The organism is Rhodanobacter sp. UC4443_H10 (genome assembly GCF_052978325.1).
This window is the reverse complement of record NZ_CM129668.1, coordinates 2,945,520-2,970,287: the sequence shown is the minus strand read 5'-3', so window position 1 is coordinate 2,970,287 and position 24,768 is coordinate 2,945,520. Positions and strand designations below refer to the sequence as shown.

The following is a 24,768-nucleotide window of genomic DNA, read 5'->3' as shown; positions in this document are numbered from 1 at the left end:
CAGCGGGCAGGACGGGGCGGCATGGACCGCGGAAGGCACGTGGCCAATCCTGACAAGCATGGCGGCCAGGCGGCACCGCAACAACCCCGGCGGGCCTTTCGACGCAGGCGCTATGGCGACCGCGTGCCGCGCTCGATGCACACACCCACCGCCTTCGCGCCGCGCACCGCACCGGGCTTGGACAGTTTCAGGCGCACCCAACGCACGCCGAACTCCTCGCGAATGATCGCCGCGCAGCGCTCGGCCAGCGTCTCGACCAGGCCGAAGCTCGATGCGCCGACGTAACCGATCAGCCGCTTGGACACGTCCTTGTAGTTGAGCGTCAGCGCAATGTCGTCGCTGGCCGCGGGCACCGTGTTGTCGAAAGCCATCTCGATGTCGAACGACAGCGTCTGCCGCACGCGGCGCTCCCAGTCGTAGATGCCGATGACGGCGTCGATGCGCAGGTCTTCGATGAACACGGTATCCATGGCGGTGACTGCTGTGGCGGGGCCGTACAGGGTCGGGTACGCGGCTTGCGGATGCAAGCCCGGGCGGCGTGCCCCACGGCACACGCCCAGCGAACCCCCCGCCCAAGATGCGATCATGCGCCCATGACCGCCTTCAGCACCCTCCCGCTCAAACCCGCCCTGCTCGCCAGCGTCGACGCGCTTGGCTACACCGACATGACCCCGGTGCAGGCGCAGAGCCTGCCGCCGATGCTCGAAGGTCGCGACGTGATCGCGCAGGCGCAGACCGGCAGCGGCAAGACGGCGGCATTCGGCTTGAGCCTGCTGCAGGCACTGGACGTGGACACGATCCGGCTGCAGGCGCTGGTGCTCTGCCCCACCCGCGAACTGGCCGACCAGGTCAGCAAGGCGATCCGCAAGCTGGCCGCGAACATCCCCAACGTGAAGCTGCTGACCCTGTGCGGCGGCATGCCGCTGGGTCCGCAACTCGCCTCGCTGACGCACGACCCGCACATCGTGGTGGGCACGCCTGGCCGCGTGCAGGAACACCTGAAGCGGCAGAGCCTGCACGGCGGCGGCATCAAGGTGCTGGTGCTGGACGAGGCCGACCGCATGCTCGACATGGGTTTTGCCGAGGCGATCGACGACATCATCTCGCGCATCGCGAAGCACCATCAGACCCTGCTGTTTTCGGCCACGTACCCGGACGAGATCCGCGCGGTGAGCCAGCGCGTGCAGAACGATCCGGTTGAAGTGACGGTGGATGCGCCAGCCGACGCGAGGCCCGCGATCGAGCAGCGCTTCCACGAAGTGGAGCCGGCGCAGAAGCCCGATGCGCTGGCGCAGTTGCTGGCGGGCGAGCGGGGCGGGCAGGCACTGGTGTTCTGCAACATGCGCCGCGACGTCGACGCGGTGGCGCAGGAACTCGACCGCCGCGGCTACTCCGCGCTGGCCCTGCACGGCGACATGGAACAGCGCGACCGCGACGAGGTGCTGGTGCGCTTCGCCAACCACAGCTGCGCCGTGCTGGTGGCCACCGACGTGGCCGCGCGCGGGCTGGACATCGTGGCGCTGCCGCTGGTGGTCAGCTACGACGTCGCGCACGACCCGGAAACCCATACCCATCGCATCGGTCGCACCGGCCGCGCGGGCGAATCGGGCCTGGCGATCACCTTGTGCACGCCGCGCGAGCGGCCGAAGGCGGCGAACATCGAGGCGCTGAACGGGACGCCGCTGCCGTGGCGCCCGCTGAAGATCGCGCCGCCACGCGGCAAGGCCCTGCACCTGGCGCCGATGAAGACCCTGGTGATCGACGCCGGCCGCCAGGACAAGCTGCGCCCCGGCGACATCCTGGGCGCGCTCACCGGCGACGCGGGCCTCATCGCCGGGGACATCGGCAAGATCGACGTGTTCGCCACCCGCGCCTACGTGGCGATCAGCCGCGCGCTGGCCAACAAGGCGCTGGAGCGCCTGCGCGCCGGCAAGATCAAGGGCCGCAACTTCCGCGTGCGCGCGCTGAACTGACCCCACGGAGGCCCGCATGCGACGCCTGCTCACCCTGCTTGCCCTGCTGCTTGCCACTACCGCCTGCGGTGCGGCGATCCCGACCTATGGCTACCGCGTGGTGCGTGCCTATCCGCACGACACCTCGGCCTACACCGAGGGGCTGTTCTACCAGGACGGCTTTCTGTACGAGAGCACCGGCGAGAAAGGTGCCTCAAGCGTGCGCAAGGTGCAGCTGGAAACCGGCAAGGTGCTGCAGCGACTGGACTTGCCCGCGCAGTATTTCGGCGAAGGCATCGTCGCGTGGAACGGCGAGCTGATCCAGCTTACCTGGCAGGCCGGGACCGGTTTCGTCTACGGCCTGGACGACTTCAAGCTGCGCCGCAGCTTCAGCTATCCCGGCGAAGGCTGGGCGCTGACCCGCGACGAGCGCCGCATCTACATGAGCGACGGGTCGTCGGTGCTGCGCATCCTCGACCCGGCCACGCTGGCCCGCGTGGGCAGCATCACCGTCACCGCCGACGGCGCGCCGGTGACCAACCTCAATGAGCTGGAATGGGTGGACGGCGAGATCTACGCCAACATCTGGCTGACCAACCGCATCGCGCGCATCGATCCGGCCAGCGGCCATGTCGTCGGCTGGATCGACCTGACCGGCCTGTTCGACGTGAACAGCTTGCCGGTGCCGATGAACGACGTACTCAACGGCATCGCCTGGGACGCACGCGGCAAGCGCCTGTTCGTCACCGGCAAGCACTGGCCGAAGCTGTTCGAGATCGAGCTGGTGAAACAGCCCGCACGTTGAGCCGGCGGGATCTCAGCGGCCCAGCCAGCGCGCGGCAGCGCGGCCGGCGAGCAGGCCGCCGGCGAAGCAGGCGGTGAGCAGATAGCTGCCGGTGGGTGCCTCCCAGTCCAGCATTTCGCCGGCGCAGAACGTGCCCGGACGGGCGCGCAGCATCAGGCCGGCATCGAGCGCTTCAAGCCGCACGCCGCCGGCGGTGCTGATCGCCTCGGCGATCGGCCGCGGCCCGCGCAACCGCAACGGCAAGGCCTTCAGCTGCGCGGCCAGCGCGAGCGGATCGGCCAGCGTGGCCTTGTCGGCAAGCTCGAACACCAGCGCGCACTTCGCCGCGTCCAGCCCGGCGCGGCGGCGCAACCAGTCGCCGATGCTGTGCTTGCCGCGCGGTGCGGCGAGGCGTTCGGCCAGCACCGCCTGCGCGTAGCCCGGCACCAGGTCCAGCATCAAGCCGGCCTCGCCGCGCGCGGCGATCTGCTCGCGCAGCTCGGCGCCGATCGCGTAGACCAGGCTGCCCTCGATGCCGTATTCGCTGAGCACGAATTCGCCCTGACGCGAACGGGCCGTGCCGTCGCGGTCCACCCAGTGCGCCACCACCGGTTTCAGCGGAGCGCCGGCGAAGCGACTGCGCAGGTGGTCGCTCCAGTCGAGCTCGAAACCGCAGTTCGCGCTCTGCAGCGGCGCGATGTCGATGCCGGCGCGTTGCAGCGGCGCCACCCAGCCGCCGTCGGAGCCCAGTTGCGGCCAGCTGGCGCCGCCGAGCGCGAGGATCGTCGCGCCGGCGTGGATCATCCGCTCACCTTGCGGCGTGGCGAAACGCAGCGCGCCATCCGCCTGCCAGTCGAGCCAGCGATGATGCATGTGGAAACCCACGCCCGCGTCGCGCACGCGGCGAACCCAGCGACGCAGCAGCGGCGCCGCCTTCAGATCCTGCGGAAACACGCGACCGGAACTGCCGACGAAGGTCGCCACGCCAAGCTCGGCCGCCCACGCGCGCAATGCCGGCGCATCGAACGCGGCCAGCCAGCGGCCGACCTCCGCCTGGCGCGCGCCATAGCGGGCCACGAACCGATCCGGCGCCTCGCCGTGGGTGAGGTTGAGGCCGCCCTTGCCGGCCAGGAGAAACTTGCGCCCGACCGAGCCCATCGCGTCGTACAGGTCCACCTCGACGCCCGCGGCGCGCGCGGTCTCCGCCGCCATCAGGCCGGCGGGGCCACCGCCGATGACGGCGAGTCGGGGCGTTGCGGGGATAGACATCCGGCCATGGTCGCACGCGTCACCAAACGACGCATGCCGGCGCGTCGGTGCAGTCTGAATCGAAACTGACCGCGGCATGCTGTTCGGGGGCGCAGGGCGCACTTCCCGGCAACACTCCATTCGGCAAGTTCTTTCGCCGCGCGGCGCTGCGGAAAACGCAATTTCATTCGACAATGCGATTATGTTCGCGGGCCACGTGAAATCGCTGAATAATCCAGGAAGGGAGACCTTGCCTGATGGAATCCTTCATCACCAGCGCTGCCGCCCATGCCTTTCATGGCGCCGTTTCAGCCGGGCTACCGAGCAAGCGGACGCAGCGCAACATACCGCAAATAATTACGCCATCCGGGACCGCCCGATGACGCTCGAACCGTTGTGACGAAAATCACTGCGAGCCGGAAAAAGTCCTATTGACCGGATTAATCGCAGCGCCATACCGTCGTGCGGTTCGCCAACGGGGAGTTTGGCGAATGATCCTGTCAAGCAGCCATGCAATGACGCATGGCCTGCAGTCAATGGCATGCGACATGCCCGCAGCTGGCCCTCAAGGACTCACCAGGGGAGGGCCGACCGAAGCGGGTACGGGATCGTCGGTCCGCTTCAAAAAATCACGGATGCCGTGCACGCGCGGCAAATCAACCAATGAGGCGCGGGCAGTCTCAGGGCAGCGCTTTGCCTCAAAAAACTTCGGGAGTCACCATGCCAAGTCATCATCGTCTCAAGTTGCTGGCCGCCGCGATCAGTTTCGCGGCAGCCGGTGCGCTGGGCGCCACGCCAGCCAGCATCACCAGCGGCACCACTTTCGTCGCGCTGAACCAGCACGCCACCGTGCTGCGTCAGGGCGACGTGGTCAGCGGCGCGCTGTCCAGCGCACAGCCGATGCACATCGAGGTGGCGCTGAAACTGCGCAACCCGGCCCAGCTGCACAGCTTCATCGCCACCGCCAAGAGCTCGCCGCTGTCGATGGTGCAGCGCTCGATGACGACGCCGCAGTTCGTCACCAGCTATTCGCCCACCGCCACGCAGGCGAACAGGGTGGCGGCCTGGCTGCGCGCAGCCGGCTTCACCAACGTGCAGATCTCGCCAAACCGGATGCTGGTGTCGGCCGATGGCCGCGCCGATACCGCCGGTGCCGCGTTCAAGACCACGTTTGCCCAGGTGCGCACCAAGGATGGCCGCATGGCGTACATGCACAACGACGACGTGCACATCCCTGCCTCGCTGCAGGACGTGGTGCTGTCGGTGATCGGCCTGCAGAGCGTGCACCAGGCGCACACCTTCGCCAAGCCGATGCAATCGGGTTACACCACGCAGGCAGTGACCGGCCACAACCCGGTCGAGTTCGCCTCGATCTACGGCGGCAGCGGCGTGACCACGGCGGCCGGCGTGCCGGTGGGCATCGTCACCCAGGGCAAGATCACCCAGACGATTACCGACCTCAACACGTTCACCTCGCAGAACGGCCTGCCGACGGTGACCACGCAGACGGTCAACACCAACGGCACCAGCAGCGACACCAGCGGCCTGGGCGAGTGGAGCCTGGACAGCCAGGACATCGTCGGCATGGCCGGCGGCCATGTCGGCAGCCTGATCTTCTACAACATCCCCACGCTGTCCAACAGCGACCTGACGGCGGACTTCAACACCATCGTCAACGCCAACGCGACCAAGATCATCAACGTCTCGCTGGGTGAATGCGAAACCAGCGCGCAGGGCGACGGCTCGGCCGCGGCGCAGGACCAGATCTTCCAGCAGGCGGTGGCGCAGGGGCAGACCTTCTCGATCTCCACCGGCGACTCCGGCGCGGACGAGTGCGGCGACGGCGGCGTCACGCCGAGCTGGCCGGCCGCCTCGCAATACGTGGTGGCGGTGGGCGGCACCACGCTGAATGCGTCGACCACCACCTGGAACAGCGCCACCGTGTGGACCAGCGGCGGCGGCAGCTCCAGCACCTTCGAGCCGCAGCCGAGCTGGCAGAACGGCGTGGCCCCGGGCAGCACGCGCGGCCTGCCGGACATCGCCTACGATGCCGACCCGAACTCGGGCGCGAAGATCATCGTCAGCGGCGCCACCCAGCAGTACGGCGGCACCAGCCTGTCGGCACCGCTGTTTGCCGGCGCGTGGGCGCGGATCATCGCGATCAAGGGTTCCGGCGTCGGCTTCGCCGCACCGCTGCTGTACCAGCTGCCCGCGTCCGACTTCCACGACATCACCTCGGGCAACAACGGCGGCGAGACGGCGAGCGCCGGCTATGACCTGGCCACCGGTCGCGGCGAACTGATCATCAGCGGCGCGGCCAGCGACATCGGCGGCAGTTCGCCGCCGGCCAACGTGCCGCCGGTCGCCAACTTCAGCGATTCGATCAGCGGCCTGACCGTGAACTTCACCGACAGCTCCACCGACAGCGACGGCTCGATCGCCTCGCGCTCGTGGAACTTCGGCGACGGCGCCACCTCCACCGCGACCAATCCCGGCCACACCTATGCGGCGGCCGGCACCTACAGCGTGTCGCTGACGGTGACCGACAACGACGGCGCGACCAACACCAAGACGCAATCGGTGACGGTCAGCTCCAGCGGCGGTGGCGGCAACCAGTTGCAGAACGGCGTGGCGCTCACCGGCCAGTCCGGCGCCCAGGGTGCGCAGCTGTTCTACACCGTGGTGATCCCGGCCGGCGCCAGCAACTTGGTGATCTCCGAGTCCGGCGGCACCGGCGACGCGGACCTGTACACGAAGTTCGGTTCCGCCCCGACCCTGTCCAGCTACGACTGCCGTCCGTACATCACCGGCAACAACGAGAGCTGCACCGTGGCCTCGCCGCAGGCCGGCACCTACTACGTCATGCTGAACGGCTACACCGCGTTCTCCGGCGTCAGCGTCAAGGCGACCTGGAGCACCAGCAGCGGCGGTGGCGGTGGCAGCAACGTGCTGCAGAACGGCGTGCCGGTATCCGGTCTCAGCGCGAGCACGGGCAACGCCGTGTACTACACGATGGTCGTGCCGAGCGGGGCCAGCAACCTCAACATCAAGATCGCCGGCGGCACCGGCGACGCCGACCTGTACGTCAAGCTCGGTTCCACGCCGACTACCAGCAGCTACGACTGCCGCCCCTACATTTCGGGCAACAGCGAGAGCTGCACTGCGTCGGCACCGACCCCGGGCACCTACTACATCATGGTGCGCGCCTACCGCAGCTACAGCGGCGTCACGCTGACCGGCAGCTACACGCCGTAAGCGGTCAACGGCAACCCGTCGCGCAGGGACGCGCAGCGCACAACGGAAGCACCGGATGACGCTTCGGGCCCGCCCGGCAACGGACGGGCCTTTTTTTTGCGGCGCGCATCGGCGCAGAGGTTGTATGGTCGGAGTTTTCCCCGCCGAGGAACCCGCCGATGCGCCGCCTGATCCTGCCGTGTGCCCTGCTCGCGCTTGCCTGCGTACCCGCTGTCGCAGCGACCAGCCTGCCCGCGGTACCACGCGAACAGCCGTCGTTGCACGCGCTGGCCGATGCCCCGAGCCAGGTCGAACTGCGCATGACGATCACCCGCCTGGTCGGCTTCGGCACCCGCCACACCCTGTCCGACACCAAGTCCGACACCCGCGGCATCGGTGCCGCGCGACGCTGGGTGAAGTCGCGCTTCGAGGCGATCTCGAAGGACTGCGGCGGCTGCATCGAGGTCGTCACGCCCTCGCAGATGTTCACCGGCAAGCGCGCGCCCAGGCCGACCGAGGTAATGGACGTGGTGGCGATCAAGCGCGGCAGCACCGACCCGGATCGCGTCATCGTGATCACCGGCCACCTGGACTCGCGCGTCACCGACGTGATGAACACCACCAGCGATGCCCCCGGCGCCAACGACGACGCCTCCGGCGTGGCCGCGCTGATCGAGGCCGCGCGGCTGCTGTCGAAACAGGACAACCGCGCCACCCTGGTGTTCGCCGCGCTGTCCGGCGAGGAGCAGGGCCTGTACGGCGGCAAGGTACTGGCCGACTACGCGGTGGCGCACGGCTGGAAGGTCGAGGCCGAGCTCAACAACGACATCGTCGGCAACAGCCACGGCCAGAATGGCGTGATCGACAACACCACCGTGCGCGTATTCTCCGAGGGCACCAAGACCAACGAAAGCCAGGCGCAGGCAGACTACCGCCGCTACCACGGCGGCGAAGTGGATTCACCCTCGCGCAACCTGGCGCGCTACATCGACCGCCTCGCCGAGCAGTACCTGCCCGACTTCGACGTGCGCATGATCTACCGCACCGACCGCTTCGGCCGCGGCGGCGACCAGGTGCCGTTCCTGCAGGCCGGCTATCCGGCCGTGCGGGTGAGCGAGGCGCACGAGAACTACACCCGCCAGCACCAGGACCTGCGCAAGGAAGGCGGCATCGACTACGGCGACACCATCGACGGCATCGACTTCCGCTACCTGGCGCGGGTCACCGCGCTCAACGCGATCACCATGGCCAGCCTGAGCCGCGCACCGGCGCCACCGACGCAGGTCGAAACCAGCGGCGCGCTGGCCACCGACACCACGGTGAGCTGGCACAAGGTGCCCGGTGCCGCCGGCTACCGCGTGCACTGGCGCGACACCACCGCGTCGCAATGGCAGTACGTGCGCGCGGTCGGCGATGTCGACCAGGCCGTGCTGGCCGACGTGGTGATCGACGACTGGTTCTTCGGGGTGTCGGCCGTCTCGGCCGACGGCTACGAGAGCCCGGTGGTGTTCCCCGGCTTCGCCGGCAGCTTCGAACGCTCGCCCGCGCCGGAGCCGTCCGCCAAGTGACGGGCTTGGCGCTGCGCCCGCGCGACGCACGCTAAACTTCCGGGCGATGGCCACGCCTCCGCGCAAACGCAAGCCCCGCAAGACCGGCGCACCCGCGCCGGTCGCGCGACCGCGCGCGCGACCCGCGGCGACCAAGACCGCCGCCAGGCCCGCCGTCTCGCGCCCCGCGGACAGCTCCACCCGCGCCACCCGCGTGCTCGACTGGCTGCTGCGGAAACTGCCGGCACGCCACCGCGAAAAGGCACGCGACTACCTGGTGCTGACCCGCATGGATCGGCCGATCGGCGCGTTGCTGCTGCTGTGGCCGACCTGGTGGGCGCTGTGGCTGGCCGCCGGCGATTTCCCGCCGTGGAAGCCGCTGATCATCTTCACCCTGGGCGTGTTCGCGATGCGCGCGGCCGGCTGCGCGATCAACGACTACGCCGACCGCAAGCTCGACCCGCAGGTGGCGCGCACGGCCGGGCGACCGATCGCCGCCGGGCGGGTGACGCCGCGCGAGGCGCTGGTGGTGTTCGCCGTGCTGCTGGCAGTCGCCTTCGTGCTGGTGCTGTTCACCAATGCGCTGACGATCAAGCTGGCCTTCGCCGGTGCCGTGCTGGCGGCGATCTACCCGTTCACCAAGCGCTGGACCTACCTGCCGCAGGTGGTGCTGGGCGCGGCGTTCGGCTGGTCGATCCCGATGGCGTTCGCCGCAGTGACGCACACGGTGCCGCCGCTGGGCTGGCTGCTGTTCCTCGGCAACATCCTGTGGTCGGTGATCTACGACACCGAGTACGCGATGGTCGACCGCGACGACGACCTCAAGGTCGGCGTGAAATCCACCGCGATCCTGTTCGGCGATGCCGATGTGCCGATCCTCGGCATGCTGATGGGTACCCTGCTGCTGGCCCTGCTGTTCGTCGGCCAGCGTGCCGGCCTGGGCTGGCCGTACTGGCTGGCCCTGCTCGCCGTCGTCGGCCTGTTCGGCTACCAGCTGTGGCTGATCCGCAAGCGCGGGCGCGACGCCTGCCTGGCCGCCTTTCGCCACAACAACTGGCTGGGCCTGACCTTGTGGGTGGGCATCGTGTTGGCGCTGGCGGTGAAATAGCGAGGAGTGAGTGGAGAGGAGTGAGAAGTGAGCGTGGCGAGACGATGCTTTCTCTCACTTCTCACTCCTCTCCACTCACTCCCGCCTCAGGGGCGCGCGCGCCAGCGCCCAGACATCCACCCGCGGCACGCCGACGCGCTTGAGCACGCTGGCGCATTCGGCCAGCGTGGCGCCGGTGGTCATCACGTCGTCGAGGATCGCCACGTGCGCAGGCGGCGCCAGCCCGGGACACAGCGCGAACGCGTCGCGCACGTTGCGGCGACGGTCGACCGCGTCCAGTTCGGTTTGCGCCTCAGTGCGCCGCGAGCGCTGCAGCACGTCGTGGCGCAGCGGCACCCCCAGCGCACGCGCCAGCGGCCGGGCCAGCTCCAGTGCCTGGTTGTAGCCGCGCTGGCGCAGCCGGCTGCGATGCAGCGGTACGGTAATCAGCAGCGAAGGCCGCTCGATCACCCGTGGCTCGTTCTGCCACAGGCCGGACAACACGCGGCCGGCGGCGAGGTCGCGGCCGAACTTGAAGCGCGATTCCAGCCGGTCCAGCGGCCAGCCGTAGCGGAACGGCGCCCATGCCGCGTCCCATGGCGGCGCGTGCTGCTGGCATTCGCCGCACAACGTCGCCGCGGTCGCCAGCGGCAAGGCGCAGCGTGCGCAGCAGTTGCGGTTGCGCGGCATCTCGGCGGCGCAATCCGCGCACAGGTCCATGCCGCCGTGGCCCGGCGCGCCGCACAACAGACAGCGCAGCGGCAGCAGCCATCGCTGCAGCGCTGGCCAGGATTGCAGCAGACTGGTCTTGTGCATGGTCTCCCCCGTCCCCGCCTCGACCGATGGTAGCGGCAACCGCGGGTCGCGCGCAGTGCACCTGCGGTCTACACTCGATCACCAACCGTGGCGCGCCCTGCCACGCCTGCACTTCGCCCATCGGGGACCTGGAGATTCGCATGAGCTCGATCCACGACGACCACCCTGCTCCATCGACCTGGCCCGCGATCGCCGGCACCGCGCTGCGGGTGGCCTTCGGCGTGATCTGGGCGGTGAGCGCCGCGCTGACCTGGACCGACGGCTTCGCCGACCACTACGTCGGCTACTTGCACAATGCCGCCACCGGCCAGCCGGCGTGGTCGGCGTGGTGGTTCGACATGTGGATCGCGGTGGTCACGCCGCACGCGGGCTTGTTCGTGTGGGCCACGCGGATCGCCGAGACGCTGCTGGCGCTGGCCCTGCTGCTGGGCTTCGCGCGCAAGATCACCTACGTCGTCGGCATCCTTTTCAGCCTGCTGATCTGGAGCACGGCCGAGGGTTTCGGCGGGCCGTATTCGGTGGGCGCCAACAACATCGGCGCGGCGATCAGCTTCGTGCTGATCTTTGCCGCGTTGATCGTGATCAACCTGCGCGCCGGCCCCAGCCCGTACAGCCTGGACTACCTGATCGAGAGCCGCTGGCCGCGCTGGCGGCGGTTCTCCGAATGGAACACGCGGGTTCCGCTGGAACAGGTGCGGCCGGTGTCGTGGCGCGTGCAGGGGCCGGCTCTAGCCGGCGTGCTGCTGCTGGTAGCGCTGCTGCTGGCCGGCCTGCACAGCGCATTGAACGTGCGCAGCGCCAGCCCCGCCGCCGCCGCCGCCGCGGTGACGCCGCTGTCGCTGGCCTCTAACCAGCCGATCAAGCAGGCCCGCGATGCGCGCCTGCCGCCGCTGCAACCGGGCGACAGCGTGGAGGTGAACATCACCTCCAGCGACGACACCGTGGAGATCGCCAGCGGCGTGCAGTACCAGGCCTGGACCTTCGGCAAGACCGTGCCCGGCCCGGTGATCCACGTGCGCCAGGGGCAGACGGTGAACGTCACCCTCACCAACCGCGGCACCATGCAGCACTCGATCGACTTCCACTCGGCGATCACGCCGCCGAGCCTGCACTACGTGGAGATCATGCCGGGCGAGTCGATCAAGTTCTCGTTCGTGGCCAAGGTGCCCGGCGCCTTCCTCTACCACTGCGGCACGCCGCCGGTGCTGCTGCACATCGGCAACGGCATGTACGGCGCGATCATCGTCGACCCGGCCGAGCCGCTGCCGCCGGCGGCCGAGAGCTACGTGCTGGTGCAGGGCGAGTGGTACACCCAGCAGGTCTCCGGCACGCTGATGGCGGGCAGCTACGAGAAGATGCAGCAGATCCGCCCGGATGAAGTCGTGTTCAACGGCGCCGCGTTCCAGTACGCACAGCATCCACTGACCGCCAAACCGGGCGACCTGGTTCGCCTGTATGTGGTGAACGCCGGTCCGAACCTGTGGAGCGCGTTCCACGTGATCGGCGCGATCTTCGACAAGGTCTATCCCGGCGGCAATCCGGCGCAGGCCATCGACGGTGTCTCCACCTACTCGGTGGGGCCGGGCGAGGGCGCGGTGTTCGACCTCACCCTGGACGAGGCGGGCCACTATCCGTTCGTGGATCACTCGATGGCGCACGCCGTGCTCGGCGCGCAGGGCATCCTGGAGATCGCCACGCCAGGCGAGGCGCTGGCCAAGCCGCAGATCACCAAGGCACCGGTGGATGCGAACGCCGCGCCGCCACCGGCCGCCACCGGCCCGTACACGTTCGATCCCGCGCACGGCGCGCAGCTCTACGCGACCTACTGCGCCGCCTGCCACCAGCCCACGGGGCTGGGCCTGCCCGGTGCGTTCCCGCCGCTCAAGGGCAACCCGGCGGTGCTGGATGCCGACCCCACCAAGCATCTGGACGTGATCCTGCACGGCCTGCAGGGCGTGGCCATCGACGGCGTCAGCTACCCCAGCGCGATGCCGCCGTTCGCCGCCACCCTCAACGACGCGGACATCGCCGACATCGCCAACCACGAGCGCACCTCCTGGGGCAACCAGGCCAAGCCGGTGACCGCGGAGCAGGTAAAGGCCGTGCGCGACGGCAGCAAGTAGCAACGCGGGCACCCGCCGCTTCGTCAACCTGAAACACAGGTACCAAGGTTGACGAAGCGGCGTACGCCGCCCACACTGCGCGGCCTCTGACCCAGGAGCCCGCCATGCCCGCTGCCATCCGCCACGACTGGAGCCGCGACGAGGTCGCCGCGCTGTTCGCGCTGCCGTTCAACGACCTGCTGCATCGCGCGCACGGCGTGCATCGCGAACACCACGATCCGAACGCGGTGCAGGTGTCGACCCTGCTGTCGATCAAGACCGGCGGTTGTCCCGAGGACTGCGCGTACTGCCCGCAGGCGCAGCGTTACGACACCGGCGTGCTGCCGCAAAAACTGCTTGAGGTCGACGAGGTGCTGGCGCGCGCCAGGGCCGCCCGCGACGCCGGCGCCAGCCGCTTCTGCATGGGCGCGGCGTGGCGCGGGCCGAAGGACCGCGACATCCCCAAGGTCGCCGCGATCGTGCGCGCGGTGAAGGACCTGGGCCTGGAAACCTGCGCCACCCTGGGCCTGCTCGGCGACGGCCACGCGCAGCAGCTCAAGGACGCCGGCCTCGACTACTACAACCACAACCTCGACACCGCGCCGGAGTTCTACGGCGAGATCATCCACACCCGCGAATACCAGGATCGCCTCACCACGCTGGAACAGGTACGCGACGCCGGCCTGAAAACCTGCTGCGGCGGCATCGTCGGCATGGGCGAGACGCGCGAGCAGCGCGCCGGCCTGCTGCAGGCACTGGCCAACCTGCCCGAGCACCCGCACTCGGTGCCGATCAACCAGCTGGTGCCGGTGCCGGGCACGCCGCTGGCCAACGCCGAACCGCTGGACCCGTTCGAGTTCGTGCGCACGATCGCGGTGGCGCGCATCCTGATGCCGCTGTCGATCGTGCGCCTGTCCGCCGGCCGCCAGCAGATGGACGATGCGGTGCAGGCACTGTGCTTCTTCGCCGGCGCCGGCTCGATCTTCTACGGCGAGAAACTGCTGACCACCGGCAACCCCGACGTGGAGGCCGACCGCGCGCTGTTCCGCCGGCTCGACCTGCATCCGATGGAGGTGGTCGAGAATGCGGAGACCGTGCATGCGGACATCGGCGAAAACGCCAGCTGCGGGCACGGCTGCGGCTGCAGTGCGGCGGCATAGCAGCGCCCCACCCCGGCCCTCCCCTGCGGCCGCAGGAAGTCCCTTTGGGGCAAGCAGGGGAGGGAGCAAGGCGTGCGGCACACGTTTGCCTCCTCCCCCTGCATCGCAGGGCGAGGTCGGGAGGGGGTGCTCCTCGCCCTGCGCAGTGCACTGAGCCATGCCCCGCCCCGACCTCCTCCAGCGACTGGCCGTCCAGACGGCCGAACGCGAACGCGCCAATCTGCGCCGCCGCCTGCACGTGATCGAGTACGCCGACGGCCCGTGGCTGAACAGTGGCGGCCGGCGCCTGCTCTCGTTCTGCAGCAACGATTACCTCGGCCTGGCGCAGCACCCGTCACTGGTTGCCGCGCTCGCCCGCGCGGCGGGCGAACAAGGCGTCGGCAGCACCTCGGCACATCTGATCTGCGGCCACCGCCGCACGCACGCGCAACTGGAAGAAGCGCTGGCCGCATGGACCGGGCGCGAGCGCGCGCTGCTGTTTTCCACCGGCTACATGGCCAACCTCGGCGTGCTGCAGGCGCTGCTCTCGCGCGGCGACGTGTGTGTGCAGGACAAGCTCAACCATGCCTGCCTGCTCGATGGCGCGAAGCTCAGCGGCGCGGAACTGAAGCGCTATCCGCATGCCGACGTGGCCGCCGCCGCGCGCCAGCTGGCGGCCAGCCCCGAGGCGGCCGCGCTGCTGGCCACCGACGGCGTGTTCAGCATGGACGGCGACGTCGCACCGCTGCGCGCGCTGGCGCAGCAGTGCGCCCGCGAGCACGCCACCCTGATGGTCGACGACGCGCACGGCCTAGGCGTGCTCGGCGACGACGGCGCCGGCAGCCTCAGCGCGGCGAAGCTGGGCCAGCACGAGGTGCCGCTGCTGATGGCCACGCTGGGCAAGGCGCTCGGCTGCAGCGGCGCCTTCGTGGCCGGCCCGGCGGCGCTGATCGAGGGGCTGATCCAGTTCGCGCGGCCGTACATCTACACCACCGCGATGCCGCCGGCGCTGGCCGCCGCCGCGCTGGAAGCAGTGCGGCTGGCACAGAGCGAAACTTGGCGGCGCCACAAGCTTGCCGCGTTGATCGCCCGTTTCCGCGCCGGCGCCGCGCAGCTCGGCCTGCCGCTGATGGACTCGGCGAGCGCGATCCAGCCGTTGCGGCTGGGCGACGCCCGGGCGGCCGTGCAGGCTGCGCAGGCGCTGGAACGGCGCGGCCTGCTGGTCGTCGCGATCCGCCCGCCGACCGTGCCCGCTGGCCAGGCGCGGCTGCGCATCACCTTGTCCGCGGCGCACGAAGAGGCCCAGGTGGACCGGCTGCTCGACGCGCTGGCTGATCTGCCGCAGGAACCGCGCGCGAGCGGCCCCGTATAATGCCGCGTTGTCTTGTGCCTTTTCCCCCATGAACGTCGTCAATATCGCCGCCTACCGCTTCGTCGCGCTGGACGACCTGTCCGCGCTGCGCGAGCGCGTGCGCGAACGCGCCGAGACGCTGGCGCTCAAGGGCACCGTGCTGCTGGCACACGAGGGCATCAACCTGTTTCTCGCCGGCACCCGCGCGGCCACCGACGCCTTCATGGCCTGGCTGCGCGAGGACGCGCGCTTTGCCGCGCTGGAAGCGAAGCAATCGTTGTCCGACACCGTGCCCTTCGGCCGCCTGCGCGTGCGGCTCAAGCGCGAGATCATCACCCTGCGCATGCCAGCGCTGCGCCCCGTCGAACGCCGCGCGCCCGGCGTGGATGCGAAAACGCTCAAGCGCTGGCTGGACCAGGGCCGTGACGACGCCGGCCGCGAAGTGGTGATGCTCGACACCCGCAACGATTACGAGACCGACGCGGGCGCTTTTGCTCAGGCGGTGGACTATCGCATCGCCCGCTTCACCGACTTCCCTGGCGCGCTCGCGGCCGACCGTGCGCGCTACGCCGGTAAGACCGTGGTGCCCTACTGCACCGGCGGCATCCGCTGCGAGAAGGCCGCGATCTACATGCAGGAACTGGGCATCGAACACGTGCACCAGCTCGAAGGCGGCATCCTGAAATACCTGGAACTCACCGACGGCGCGCACTGGCAGGGCGGCTGCTTCGTGTTCGACGGACGCGGCGCCGTAGACAAACAGCTTTTACCTTTGCCTCCTCTCCCCAGCGGGGAGAGGGTTGGGGTGAGGGGACACGCCGGCGACGGAGCTGATTCGGAGACCGCTTCGATCGACTTATCCGCGAGCACCCACCCCTCATCCCAACCTTCTCACCCGCAAGGGGACTCCCCAAGGGTCGCCCGAGGGGGAGAAGGAGCGAAGGCAACAAGCGCGATGTCTGACAGGGGCCGCGCATGAGTCTTTTCATCGAAAAGGCCGGCCATGGCCCGCTGCCGCTGGTGCTGCTGCACGGCTGGGCAATGCACGGCGGCGTGCTGGCGCCGCTGGTCGAGGCGCTGCAAGCGCAGTGCACGATGTACGTGGTCGACCTGCCCGGCCACGGCCGTTCGCGCGACTGCGGCCTGCCGCTGGAACCGCACGCCTGCGCCGCCGCGATCGCCGCCGCCACGCCGCCGGCGCTCTGGCTCGGCTGGTCGCTGGGCGGGCTGATCGCGCTGACCGCGGCGCTGGACCTGCCGCATCAGGCGCATGGCCTGGCGATGCTGTGCGCCACACCGAAATTCGTGCGCGACGCCGGCTGGCCGCACGGCAGCGATCCGGCGCTGGTGCAGCAACTGGCCAGTGACCTGGAAACCGATTACCACGCCACCATCGAGCGCTTCCTGGCGCTGGAGGCGATGGGCAGCGCCGACCCGCGCGGCGAGCTGCGCCATCTGCGCGAGCTGGTGTTCGCCCGCGGCGAACCGGACGCGCGCGTGCTGCAGGAGGGCATCCGCATCCTGCACGACAGCGACCGCCGCGCCGCCCTGCCCGACCTCGCGGTACCCAGCGCCTGGATCGCCGGGCGCCGCGACCGGCTGGTGCCACCCCAAGCGATGACCTGGTCGGCGAGCCAGTGCGGCGGCGACAGCCACGAGATCGCCCAGGCCGGCCACGCGCCGTTCTTCAGCCATGCCGCCGCGGTGGTCGCGGCGCTGCAACCCTTGTTCGCCCGGCACGGTGGCCGGGCCAGCGCGAGCCTTGCCCATGAGTGAGTTCCAACTCGACCGACGCCAACTGCGACGCAATTTCGCCGGTGCGGCGACCACCTACGAGAAGCACGATGCGCTGCAACGCGAAGTGCAGACGCACCTGCTGGAGCGGCTCTCGTTCTACCTCGACACGCCGCAGCGGGTGGTCGACATCGGCGCCGGCACCGGCCGCGGCACCGCCGCGCTCAAGCGGCGCTATCCCAAGGCCGAGGTGATCGCGTTCGACCTGGCGCTGCCGATGCTGCGCGTGGCGAAACAGCACAGCAGCTGGCGCCGGCCGTTCGACCGCGTCTGCGCCGAGGCATGCGCGCTGCCGCTGGCCGACCACAGCGTGGACGTGCTGCATTCGAACCTCTGCTTCCAGTGGATCGACGACCTGCCCGCGCTGTTCGGCGAATGCATGCGCGTGCTCAAGCCCGGCGGGCTGATGGCGTTCTCCAGCTTCGGCCCCGACACCCTGATGGAGCTGCGCGCCGCGTGGGCCGCGGCGGATGAGCGCGCCCACGTGAGCCGCTTCCTGGACATGCACGACGTGGGCGACGCGATGCTCGCCGCCGGCCTGCGCGACCCGGTGCTGGACGTGTTCCGCTACACCCTGACCTACAGCGAGCCGCGCAAGTTGCTGGAAGAGCTGCAAGGCCTGGGCGCCACCAATGCCGACCGCCAGCGCGAGCGCGGACTGACCGGCAAGTCGCGCTACCGGCGCATGCTGGCCGCCTACGAAACGATGCGCGTGGACGGCCGCATCCCGGCCACCTGGGAGGTGGTCAGCGCGCATGCATGGGGCCCGCCGGTGGGGCAGCCGCGACGCGTGGGCGGCATGGAGATCGCCAGCTTCTCGATCGACAAGCTGCGCGGCTCGCGGCGTCAGAAAGACGAAGCATGAAACATGCCCCGAGGGCGCCGATGCAGCGCTGACTTCGCGGATTCAACAACCAGCGCACGCTTTTTCGCGCCGGATGCGATCATGGTATCGGCCACAACTCGGTGGACCAGCAACGCATACAGGGGGGCCTGATGATCGAGCTGGAAATCCAGGCCTTGTCGGAACGACGCGAGGGCCTGTTGATGGAAGTGGGCCGGCTGGTGCTGGCCAGCGGTTTCAGCCTGCAGCGGCAGCGACTGGTCCAGGACCCGCACGGCATCCTGCTGACCATGGTGGTGCGCGGGCCGCCGCGAAAAAAGCGCGCGCTGGCGGCGGCGCTGGATGCCCACGAGCGCATCATCAGTTTCGAACTGGAACCGGTCACCGAGGGCGAGGAACGCGCGCACTTCGCCGCCTCGCGCGCGCCGTCGGCCTACGTGCCGCCCGTCCTTCCAGTGGCGGCACCGGCGCCGGAGGCGGCCCCGCCGACGGCGCCGACCGGGCCCGCGGCTGCGACGGCGCCGGCCGTCCCCGCTTTCGACGAGGTCGCGCCGGTCAGGCTGGTCACGCCGACGGCGGCACCCGCGCCCCCGCCTGCGGTCGCCGCGCGGCCGACGCCGGAGCCGGATCTCGAATTCATCCTGCCGCCCCCGGCGCCGGCTCCGGTGGCGCCTGCGCCCGCCGTGGTGGCGGAGGCGCCGTTCGTGGAGCTGGTCCCGCTCGAACCCGACCAGGCGGCCATCGACAAGCTGCTGGCGAAACTGGCCACCGAGTACCCGCAAATCATGCCGCGGCTGCAGCAGCTGCATCGCGCGGTCGCCGAGGCGGCGCGCGAACCCACGCTGGCGCTGGCGGGCCGGCGCACCGGTGCATGGCTCGCCCAGCGCGAACCGACGGCGGGCGGGCGGCTCGACCTGGAGCAGGCGATCGCGCAACGGGGCGTGCCGGCACTGCGCGCGCTGGTAGAGGTGGAACAGGACGGCAGCCAGCTGCACATTCGCCACAGCCCGCTGTGCGGCGAACCCGGCCACTCCGGCTGCATCTTCTTCAGCGGTTTCCTGGAGGGCCTGCTGGCGCCGGTGCTGGACCGTCGCGAGCTGTCGATCTTCGCCGTGTGCTGCCGCAGCTACGGCGCGGACGACTGCGTGCTGGCGCTGTCGGACTGAACCTCGCGCAGCCGGCGCCGCGCACGCTCGCGCGCGGCGCCGCTTCGATCAGAAGCTGTACTTGACCGATGCGCCCACGCCGTAATCCGGGCTGCCGTCGGTGAAGCCGGCCAGCGCATAGGCCTGCAGGCGCAGGTTCGGATTGAACTTGTGGTTCCAGTAGCCGGCGAGCTCGCTCTGCGCGGCGCCGGTGTCGGCGATCCGCTCGCGGTAGTAGTAGTAGGCGCCGACGTTGTCGCTGGCACCGACCTTGTAGTCGGCACCGATGTTCGCGTTGAAGCCGTTCTGCAGCTGGATGTACTGCGAGCTGCCGTATTTGGTCCAGCCCACGCCGCCGAACGCGGTCCACGCGCCGCTGACCTTGTAGGCGTCCAGCGACAGGCCGTAGTCATTCTTGCCGGTGCCCAGCCCCTTGTTCTCGTCGGCGGTGCCGAACTTCACCTTGCCGGTGAGATCCAGGCCGGCCGTGCGGTCGGTGCTGGTGAACAGCTGGTAGCCGGCCGACGCGGTGACGTCACCCAGGCCCGAGGCGGAGCCGCTGGACGTCGCCGCACTGCCACCGGAACCGCCGGAGCCGCCACCGCCGATGATGTGGCCGAGGCCGCGGCCAATGGGGTTGCCGTTGTTGACCTTGCCCACGCCGGGGATCACGTTGCCCGCACCACTGACGTGGATATACGGCACGGTGAGCTTCAACGTCCAGCGGTCGCTTTGGTACGCCGCGGTCAGCGGCACCGACCAGATGTCGGTGGTGGTGTCGGTGCCGTATTTGCCGCTGCTGTAGTCGGCACCGGCAGAGAGGCTGAACTGGCCGCCGTCCGCGGTGGCGGCGTGCGCTGCCGGCGCGCCGATCAGCAGCAGTCCGCCGGCGACCATCCAGTGTTGTGCGTTGCGCATGAAAAGTATCCTTGCTGACAGGGAACTGCGCAGGCCAGGCGTCTGCCGGGCCTGCGCGGAGAAGCACGTAAGGCGAACCGCGGACTCAGCCGCCCGGGCGGCCGACGTGGGTGGGATGATCCGGAATCTGCGGGCGCTCGGGGCGCTGCGGGCGTTCCGGCAGCGCGGGCCTGTTCGCGATGTCCGGCTTGCCGGCGGTATCGGGCTTGCCCGGGTGATCGGCCGCCGTCGGATGGTCGCCCATGTGGCTCTTGCCGAACTCGACCTTGGCCACCGAAACGTCGACATGCCCATGCGCGCTGGCCGAAGCGCTGCCGGTTGCCTTCGGCGAACGCATCACGTCACCCAGCTTGAAGCCCATGCTGTTGGCGATCTGGCCCCAGCCTTCGCCGGCGGCGCGTGCCGCCAGCACGCCGTCGAGATCGATGCTGGTGCCGTCGGCCAGCACCATGGTGCCGCCGTTCAGCGCGGCCTCGATCTCGGCGGCGGTCGGCTCGGTGATGCCCGCCTGCGCCAGGCTGGCTTCGGCCAGCGACAGCGCGATCTTCACGTTGCCGTAGCCCATCTGGCCGGTGGCCGGCGTGAACGTGGTGGTGGTCGTGGTGGTGGTGCCATCGGCGTTCGTGATCACGTCGTCGAGCGCGATGGCGCTGCCGTCGCGCAACCCGGCGACCAGTGCCTGCGCATTGGCATCCGAACCGGCGAATGCAGCGAACTCGGTGCTTAGCCGAGTCGACTCCTGGCCGTTGGCGCTGGCCGACACGGGGGCGTCAGGCGGCGGAGCGGTCTGCGCCATGGCCGGCGCGAGCGACAACGCGCCCAGCACCGCGGCGCAAAGCAGCGTGGATTTGAGATGGCGGGATTTCATGAAGTGGCTCCTGGGCAATGCTGCGATGGCGGAATGCCTGCGGGAGGAGACGACATGCTGCACTCCCTGCCCGAACCCCGCCCCCTGGCCAAGGTCGATCCGCATGCCGCCGACACCTGCTCGCGCATCTTCAGTTCGTGTGCGCGCGACGCACAAGCGCGCACCGCTGACTTGTTCAGCATGCATTTCGCGTGCTGAACGCTGCCGGCCCCTCTTTCACGCGATTGTGTGAGCGACTGCGCATTTCGCCATCGTGCGCGCCCGCATTCGGCGCCGAACGAAAGTTTCTGCGGCGGCTAGCGCGCCCCGCGGCGACGGAAACAGCCCGCCAGGTGGTCGTCGATCATCCCGGTGGCCTGCATCAGCGAATAGCAGATGGTGCTGCCGACGAAGCGGAAGCCGCGCTGCTTCAGCGTCTTGCTCATGCGGTCGGACAATGCGGTGCTGGCCGGCACCTCGGCAGGTTCGCGCCAGCGGTTGACGATGGTGCGGCCATCGACGAAGGACCACAGATAGCCGTCCAGACTGCCAAACTCGGCGATCGCCTGCTGCGCGGCGCGCGCGTTGTCGCGGGTCGAGTACACCTTCAGCCGGTTGCGGATGATGCCCGGGTCGAGCAGCACCTTCTCCAGTTCGCGGTCGCTCATCGCGGCGACGCGGGGAATCTCGAAATCGTGGAACAGCTTGCGGTAATGCGCGCGCTTGGCCAGCACGGTGCGCCAGGACAGGCCGGCCTGGGCTCCTTCCAGGCAGAGAAACTCGAACAGGCCGCGGTCGTCATGCAGCGGCACGCCCCATTCGGTGTCGTGGTAGGCGCACATCAGCGCGTCGTCGGCGGCGGCCCAGTGGCAGCGGGTGGGTTCGGCGCGTTTGCTCATGGCGACTTCATGTGGCTGTCGATCCGCCAACCGTAACGGAGGCCATTACACTTGTCGCCCCTCTTTTGGCCCCATGTCGATGCCGCCTTCCCCGTCACCCCAGCGCGGCGCCGTGCTGGCCATGCTCGTCACCATCGTGCTGTGGGCCTACAGCTGGATCGTGATGAAACAGGTGCTGGCCTGGGCCGGCCCGTTCGATTTCGCCGCGCTGCGCTACCTGCTTGGCGCGGGGGTGCTGTTCGCGGCCTTGCTGCTGTCGGGACGCTCGCTGCGGCCGCCGCCGCTGGGCCCGACGATCCTGATCGGACTGTGCCAGACCGCCGCTTTCCAGGGCCTGGAGCAGTGGGCGCTGCTCGACGGCGGTGCCGGCCACGTGGCCCTGCTCGCCTACACCATGCCGTTCTGGGCAGTGCTGCTGGCGTGGCTGCTGCTGGGCGACCGGCCAACGCCGCGGCACTGGCTCGGCCTGGCGCTGGCGGCCATCGGCCTGCTGTGCATCATCGAACCCTGGCGGCCGATGGGCAGCGCCGCGAGCACCGTGCTGGCCATTCTCGGTGGACTCGCCTGGGCCACCGGCACCGTGCTCAGCAAGCGCCTGTTCCAGCGCCACGCGCCGGACGTGCTCAGCCTCACTGCCTGGCAGATGCTGGCTGGCGGCGTGGTGCTGGGGTTGCTTGCGCTGGTGATGCCGCAGCGACCGCTGGTGTGGAACTGGGCCTTCATCGGCGGTCTCGCCTACAGCGCGGTACTGGCGTCGGCGGCGGCCTGGTGGCTGTGGTCGATCGTGTTGCAGCGGCTGCCGACTACGGTGGCCAGCGTGTCCAGCCTCGGCGTGCCCGTGCTCAGCGTGCTGCTGGCCTGGTGGCTGTTGCATGAGCAGCCGTCGTCACTGGAAGCCATCGGCATCGCGTTCGTGCTGCTGGGCCTGCTCGCGGTCAGCGGGCTGGGGCGCAAGGCTCAGGAGTGAGTGAAGAGGAGTGAGAAGTGAGAGAACAGCAGGGCGCGGCGATCCTGCCGCTCTCTCTCACTTCTCGCTCCTCTCCACTCACTTCCAGCTCCACGGCAAGGCCTGCAGGTCGACGTTGCCGCCGGTGATGACCACGCCGACGCGGCGGCCGGCGAAGCGCGCCGGTTGCCGCAGGATCGCCGCCAGCACGGTGGCACTGGAGACTTCCACCACCTGCTTCAGTTCCGACCACAGCAGTTGCATCGCCGCGATCGTCTCGGCGTCGCTGACGGTGATGATCTCGACATGGTGTGCGCGCAACGCGTCGAGGTTGCGTTCGCCGACCAGCGCGCGCAGGCCGTCGCAGACCGTGTCCGGCACCACCGTGGTGACGCGCTCGCCGTGCGCCATCGACTGCGCCGCGTCGTCGGCGCCGAGCGGCTCGGCGCCGAACAGCGCCAGTGCCGGGTCGATGCCGTGCGCGGCGATCGCCACGCCGCTGGCCAGCCCGCCGCCGCCGACCGGGGTGATCAACGCATCCAGCTCGGGAATCTGCTGCAACAGCTCCAGCGCGACCGTCCCCTGTCCGGCGATGACCCGGCTGTCGGCATAGGGATGCACCAGCTCCGCACCCGTGGCGCGGCGCACCTCCTCGCACATCGCCTCGCGCGCCGCCTGGGTCGGCGCGCAGCGGTGCAGGGTGGCACCGGCGCGTTCGATCGCCGCGAGCTTGGCGCGCACCGCGCCCTCGGGTACCACCACGTGGGCGGCGATGCCGCGGGTGGCCGCGGCCAGCGCCAGCGCGTTGCCGTGGTTGCCGGAGGAATGGGTGACCACGCCGCGCGCGGCCTGCTCCTCATCCAGCGACCACACCGCGTTGCAGGCACCGCGGAACTTGAACGCGCCGCCGCGCTGCAGGTGCTCGCACTTGAAATAGAGTCTGGCGCCGCTCAGCGCATCCAGCGCCGGGCTGCACATCACCGGCGTCACCCGCGCATGCGGCGCGATGCGCGTGGCCGCGGCGCGAACCTGCGCCAGCTCGGGAAGCTCTTCGATGGAATGGCTCATGCGCCGACGACCTCGATGCCGCAACGGAAATGGCGCGTGGCGCCGGGTGCCAGCGCGATCGCGTCGGCGCACTCGGGCCGGTTGAACGCATCGGCCATGCACTCCATCGGCTCCAGCGCGACCGCGCGGCGCACGTCGCGCGCCACCGTGTCGGCGGTGAACGCGTGCATCACGCCGCGCTCCTGCCACAGCGCGAGCGCGAAGCCGTGCGACGGATCGCCCAGGCGGGTGCGGATGCGGCCGTCGGCATCGGCTTCGAGATCGGTGTAGCCCTGGTCGAGGATGCTGTCGCCGATCTGCCGTGGCTCGCGGAAATCCAGCGCCGGCGCATCGTCGAGCGCGACGTAGGCGGCGGCGCCGGGCAGTGCGATCAGGTCGGCGCCGGTGCGGATCAGCGTCTGCGCGGGAATCTGCAGCGGCCAGTCGTCGACCAGGCCACCGCCAGGCAGCCGGAAGTACGGATGCCAGCCGAAGAAGCACGGGGCGAGAGTGTCGCCGACGTTCTTCATGCACGCGTCCAGGCCGAGCCCGGCATCATCCAGGGTGAACTCGACCGCCAGGTCGATCGCGTGCGGGTAGCCCGGGCGCGGACGAATCGCCGCGGTGGTCAACCGCACGCTGGCGGCGGTATCGGTGGCGGCCAGTTGCTCGATCTCGAACAACGCATCGCGCACGAAGCCGTGACGGCTGGCCCGTTCGCTGCCGGTCACGCCGGGATCGAGATCCTGCGCCACGCCGTCGAAGCGGTAGCGCGCATCGGCGACGCGACCGGCGAAGGGCACCATGATCGCGAAGCGCGAGCCCGGGCGGCGCTGCACCTCGTCGGCATCGTGGTAGCCGTCGGCCAGGTCGTGCAGGCCGTCGCCGAAAGGCACCTCGAAACCGAGCAGGGCGGCGCCATGCAAGGCCACGCGCACGTGGCGGTTTCCCGCGTGATCGTGCAACGCCACGACGGGCTGCGTGCCCAGCCAGGAACGCTCCACGCCGTAGCGGGTCGAGCCGGAAGCAGTCACCGGATTCTCCTGCGGTTGAACCTGCCCATGTTAG

General features: G+C 69.8%; 22 protein-coding genes. 14 read left to right on the top strand and 8 right to left on the bottom strand.

Annotated features, from left to right (window positions below; translation table 11 throughout):
- Positions 1-110 precede the first annotated feature (110 nt).
- Positions 111-470 (bottom strand): dihydroneopterin aldolase, encoded by a 360-nt coding sequence (gene folB, locus ACVCMB_RS13445; RefSeq protein ID WP_395121318.1) that lies wholly within the window; start codon positions 468-470, stop codon positions 111-113.
- Between the two features lie 123 nt (positions 471-593).
- On the opposite strand from folB, the gene dbpA reads away from it, so the two are divergent.
- Positions 594-1,973 (top strand): ATP-dependent RNA helicase DbpA, encoded by a 1,380-nt coding sequence (gene dbpA / locus ACVCMB_RS13440; protein WP_447105375.1) that lies wholly within the window; start codon positions 594-596, stop codon positions 1,971-1,973.
- Positions 1,974-1,989: 16 nt separating this feature from the next.
- Positions 1,990-2,757 (top strand): glutaminyl-peptide cyclotransferase, encoded by a 768-nt coding sequence (locus ACVCMB_RS13435; RefSeq protein ID WP_447105374.1) that lies wholly within the window; start codon positions 1,990-1,992, stop codon positions 2,755-2,757.
- Positions 2,758-2,769: 12 nt separating this feature from the next.
- Here the strand turns inward: ACVCMB_RS13435 and ACVCMB_RS13430 are convergent, their stop codons facing one another.
- Positions 2,770-4,005, bottom strand: coding sequence for a TIGR03862 family flavoprotein (locus ACVCMB_RS13430; RefSeq protein ID WP_447110568.1), 1,236 nt, complete (start codon positions 4,003-4,005; stop codon positions 2,770-2,772).
- A gap of 699 nt (positions 4,006-4,704) precedes the next feature.
- On the opposite strand from ACVCMB_RS13430, the gene ACVCMB_RS13425 reads away from it, so the two are divergent.
- The 3 genes from ACVCMB_RS13425 to ubiA all read left to right on the top strand — a co-directional run bounded on the left by ACVCMB_RS13425 (position 4,705) and on the right by ubiA (position 9,873).
- Positions 4,705-7,239, top strand: a complete 2,535-nt coding sequence (locus tag ACVCMB_RS13425; RefSeq protein WP_447105373.1) for a pre-peptidase C-terminal domain-containing protein — start codon at positions 4,705-4,707, stop codon at positions 7,237-7,239.
- Between the two features lie 158 nt (positions 7,240-7,397).
- A complete protein-coding gene (locus tag ACVCMB_RS13420) occupies positions 7,398-8,786 on the top strand; it encodes a M20/M25/M40 family metallo-hydrolase (protein ID WP_447105372.1) in 1,389 nt (462 codons plus the stop codon).
- 193 nt (positions 8,787-8,979) lie between these two features.
- Entirely contained in the window at positions 8,980-9,873 is an 894-nt protein-coding gene (ubiA, locus tag ACVCMB_RS13415; RefSeq protein ID WP_447101517.1) for a 4-hydroxybenzoate octaprenyltransferase, read from the top strand.
- A gap of 75 nt (positions 9,874-9,948) precedes the next feature.
- On the opposite strand, the gene ACVCMB_RS13410 is transcribed toward ubiA, so the two are convergent.
- Entirely contained in the window at positions 9,949-10,668 is a 720-nt protein-coding gene (locus tag ACVCMB_RS13410; protein ID WP_395121018.1) for a ComF family protein, read from the bottom strand.
- Between the two features lie 140 nt (positions 10,669-10,808).
- Between ACVCMB_RS13410 and ACVCMB_RS13405 the strand changes: the two genes are divergently transcribed.
- The 7 genes from ACVCMB_RS13405 (at position 10,809) to ACVCMB_RS13375 (ending at position 19,064) form a co-directional block, all read left to right on the top strand.
- Positions 10,809-12,791, top strand: coding sequence for a multicopper oxidase domain-containing protein (locus ACVCMB_RS13405; protein ID WP_395121017.1), 1,983 nt, complete (start codon positions 10,809-10,811; stop codon positions 12,789-12,791).
- Positions 12,792-12,895: 104 nt separating this feature from the next.
- Entirely contained in the window at positions 12,896-13,930 is a 1,035-nt protein-coding gene (gene bioB / locus ACVCMB_RS13400; RefSeq protein ID WP_447097510.1) for a biotin synthase BioB, read from the top strand.
- Positions 13,931-14,087: 157 nt separating this feature from the next.
- The gene (bioF, locus tag ACVCMB_RS13395; RefSeq protein ID WP_447105371.1) at positions 14,088-15,281 is read left to right on the top strand and encodes an 8-amino-7-oxononanoate synthase; all 1,194 of its coding nucleotides are present in this window, start codon (positions 14,088-14,090) and stop codon (positions 15,279-15,281) included.
- A 28-nt stretch (positions 15,282-15,309) separates the two neighbouring features.
- Positions 15,310-16,239: a sulfurtransferase gene (locus tag ACVCMB_RS13390; protein ID WP_447105370.1), complete on the top strand. Its 930-nt coding sequence runs from the start codon at positions 15,310-15,312 to the stop codon at positions 16,237-16,239.
- Positions 16,236-17,036 carry a pimeloyl-ACP methyl ester esterase BioH gene (bioH, locus tag ACVCMB_RS13385; protein WP_395121013.1) on the top strand — a complete coding sequence of 267 codons (801 nt, stop codon included), beginning with the start codon at positions 16,236-16,238 and terminating at the stop codon, positions 17,034-17,036. Before ACVCMB_RS13390 ends, bioH begins: the two co-directional genes overlap by 4 nt.
- A complete protein-coding gene (gene bioC, locus ACVCMB_RS13380; protein ID WP_447097513.1) occupies positions 17,029-17,919 on the top strand; it encodes a malonyl-ACP O-methyltransferase BioC in 891 nt (296 codons plus the stop codon). Before bioH ends, bioC begins: the two co-directional genes overlap by 8 nt.
- A gap of 131 nt (positions 17,920-18,050) precedes the next feature.
- Entirely contained in the window at positions 18,051-19,064 is a 1,014-nt protein-coding gene (locus ACVCMB_RS13375) for a hypothetical protein (protein ID WP_447105369.1), read from the top strand.
- A 48-nt stretch (positions 19,065-19,112) separates the two neighbouring features.
- On the opposite strand, the gene ACVCMB_RS13370 is transcribed toward ACVCMB_RS13375, so the two are convergent.
- Together ACVCMB_RS13370 and ACVCMB_RS13365 are read right to left on the bottom strand one after the other, a co-directional pair.
- A complete protein-coding gene (locus ACVCMB_RS13370; RefSeq protein ID WP_447097515.1) occupies positions 19,113-19,961 on the bottom strand; it encodes a transporter in 849 nt (282 codons plus the stop codon).
- Positions 19,962-20,046: 85 nt separating this feature from the next.
- Positions 20,047-20,829: a hypothetical protein gene (locus ACVCMB_RS13365; protein ID WP_447097516.1), complete on the bottom strand. Its 783-nt coding sequence runs from the start codon at positions 20,827-20,829 to the stop codon at positions 20,047-20,049.
- Positions 20,830-20,883: 54 nt separating this feature from the next.
- Here ACVCMB_RS13365 and ACVCMB_RS13360 point away from each other — a divergent pair, with 54 nt between their 5' ends.
- A complete protein-coding gene (locus ACVCMB_RS13360; protein ID WP_395121008.1) occupies positions 20,884-21,027 on the top strand; it encodes a hypothetical protein in 144 nt (47 codons plus the stop codon).
- A 98-nt stretch (positions 21,028-21,125) separates the two neighbouring features.
- Here ACVCMB_RS13360 and ACVCMB_RS13355 read toward each other — a convergent pair whose 3' ends face one another.
- Complete coding sequence (locus ACVCMB_RS13355; RefSeq protein ID WP_447105368.1) at positions 21,126-21,707, bottom strand: DNA-3-methyladenine glycosylase I; 582 nt, start codon at positions 21,705-21,707, stop codon at positions 21,126-21,128.
- Between the two features lie 121 nt (positions 21,708-21,828).
- On the opposite strand from ACVCMB_RS13355, the gene ACVCMB_RS13350 reads away from it, so the two are divergent.
- Positions 21,829-22,674 (top strand): DMT family transporter, encoded by an 846-nt coding sequence (locus ACVCMB_RS13350; RefSeq protein ID WP_447105367.1) that lies wholly within the window; start codon positions 21,829-21,831, stop codon positions 22,672-22,674.
- Between the two features lie 78 nt (positions 22,675-22,752).
- Here the strand turns inward: ACVCMB_RS13350 and ACVCMB_RS13345 are convergent, their stop codons facing one another.
- Positions 22,753-23,721, bottom strand: coding sequence for a pyridoxal-phosphate dependent enzyme (locus tag ACVCMB_RS13345; protein WP_447105366.1), 969 nt, complete (start codon positions 23,719-23,721; stop codon positions 22,753-22,755).
- Complete coding sequence (locus ACVCMB_RS13340; protein ID WP_447105365.1) at positions 23,718-24,734, bottom strand: aldose epimerase family protein; 1,017 nt, start codon at positions 24,732-24,734, stop codon at positions 23,718-23,720. Before ACVCMB_RS13340 ends, ACVCMB_RS13345 begins: the two co-directional genes overlap by 4 nt.
- Between the last annotated feature and the right edge of the window lie 34 nt (positions 24,735-24,768).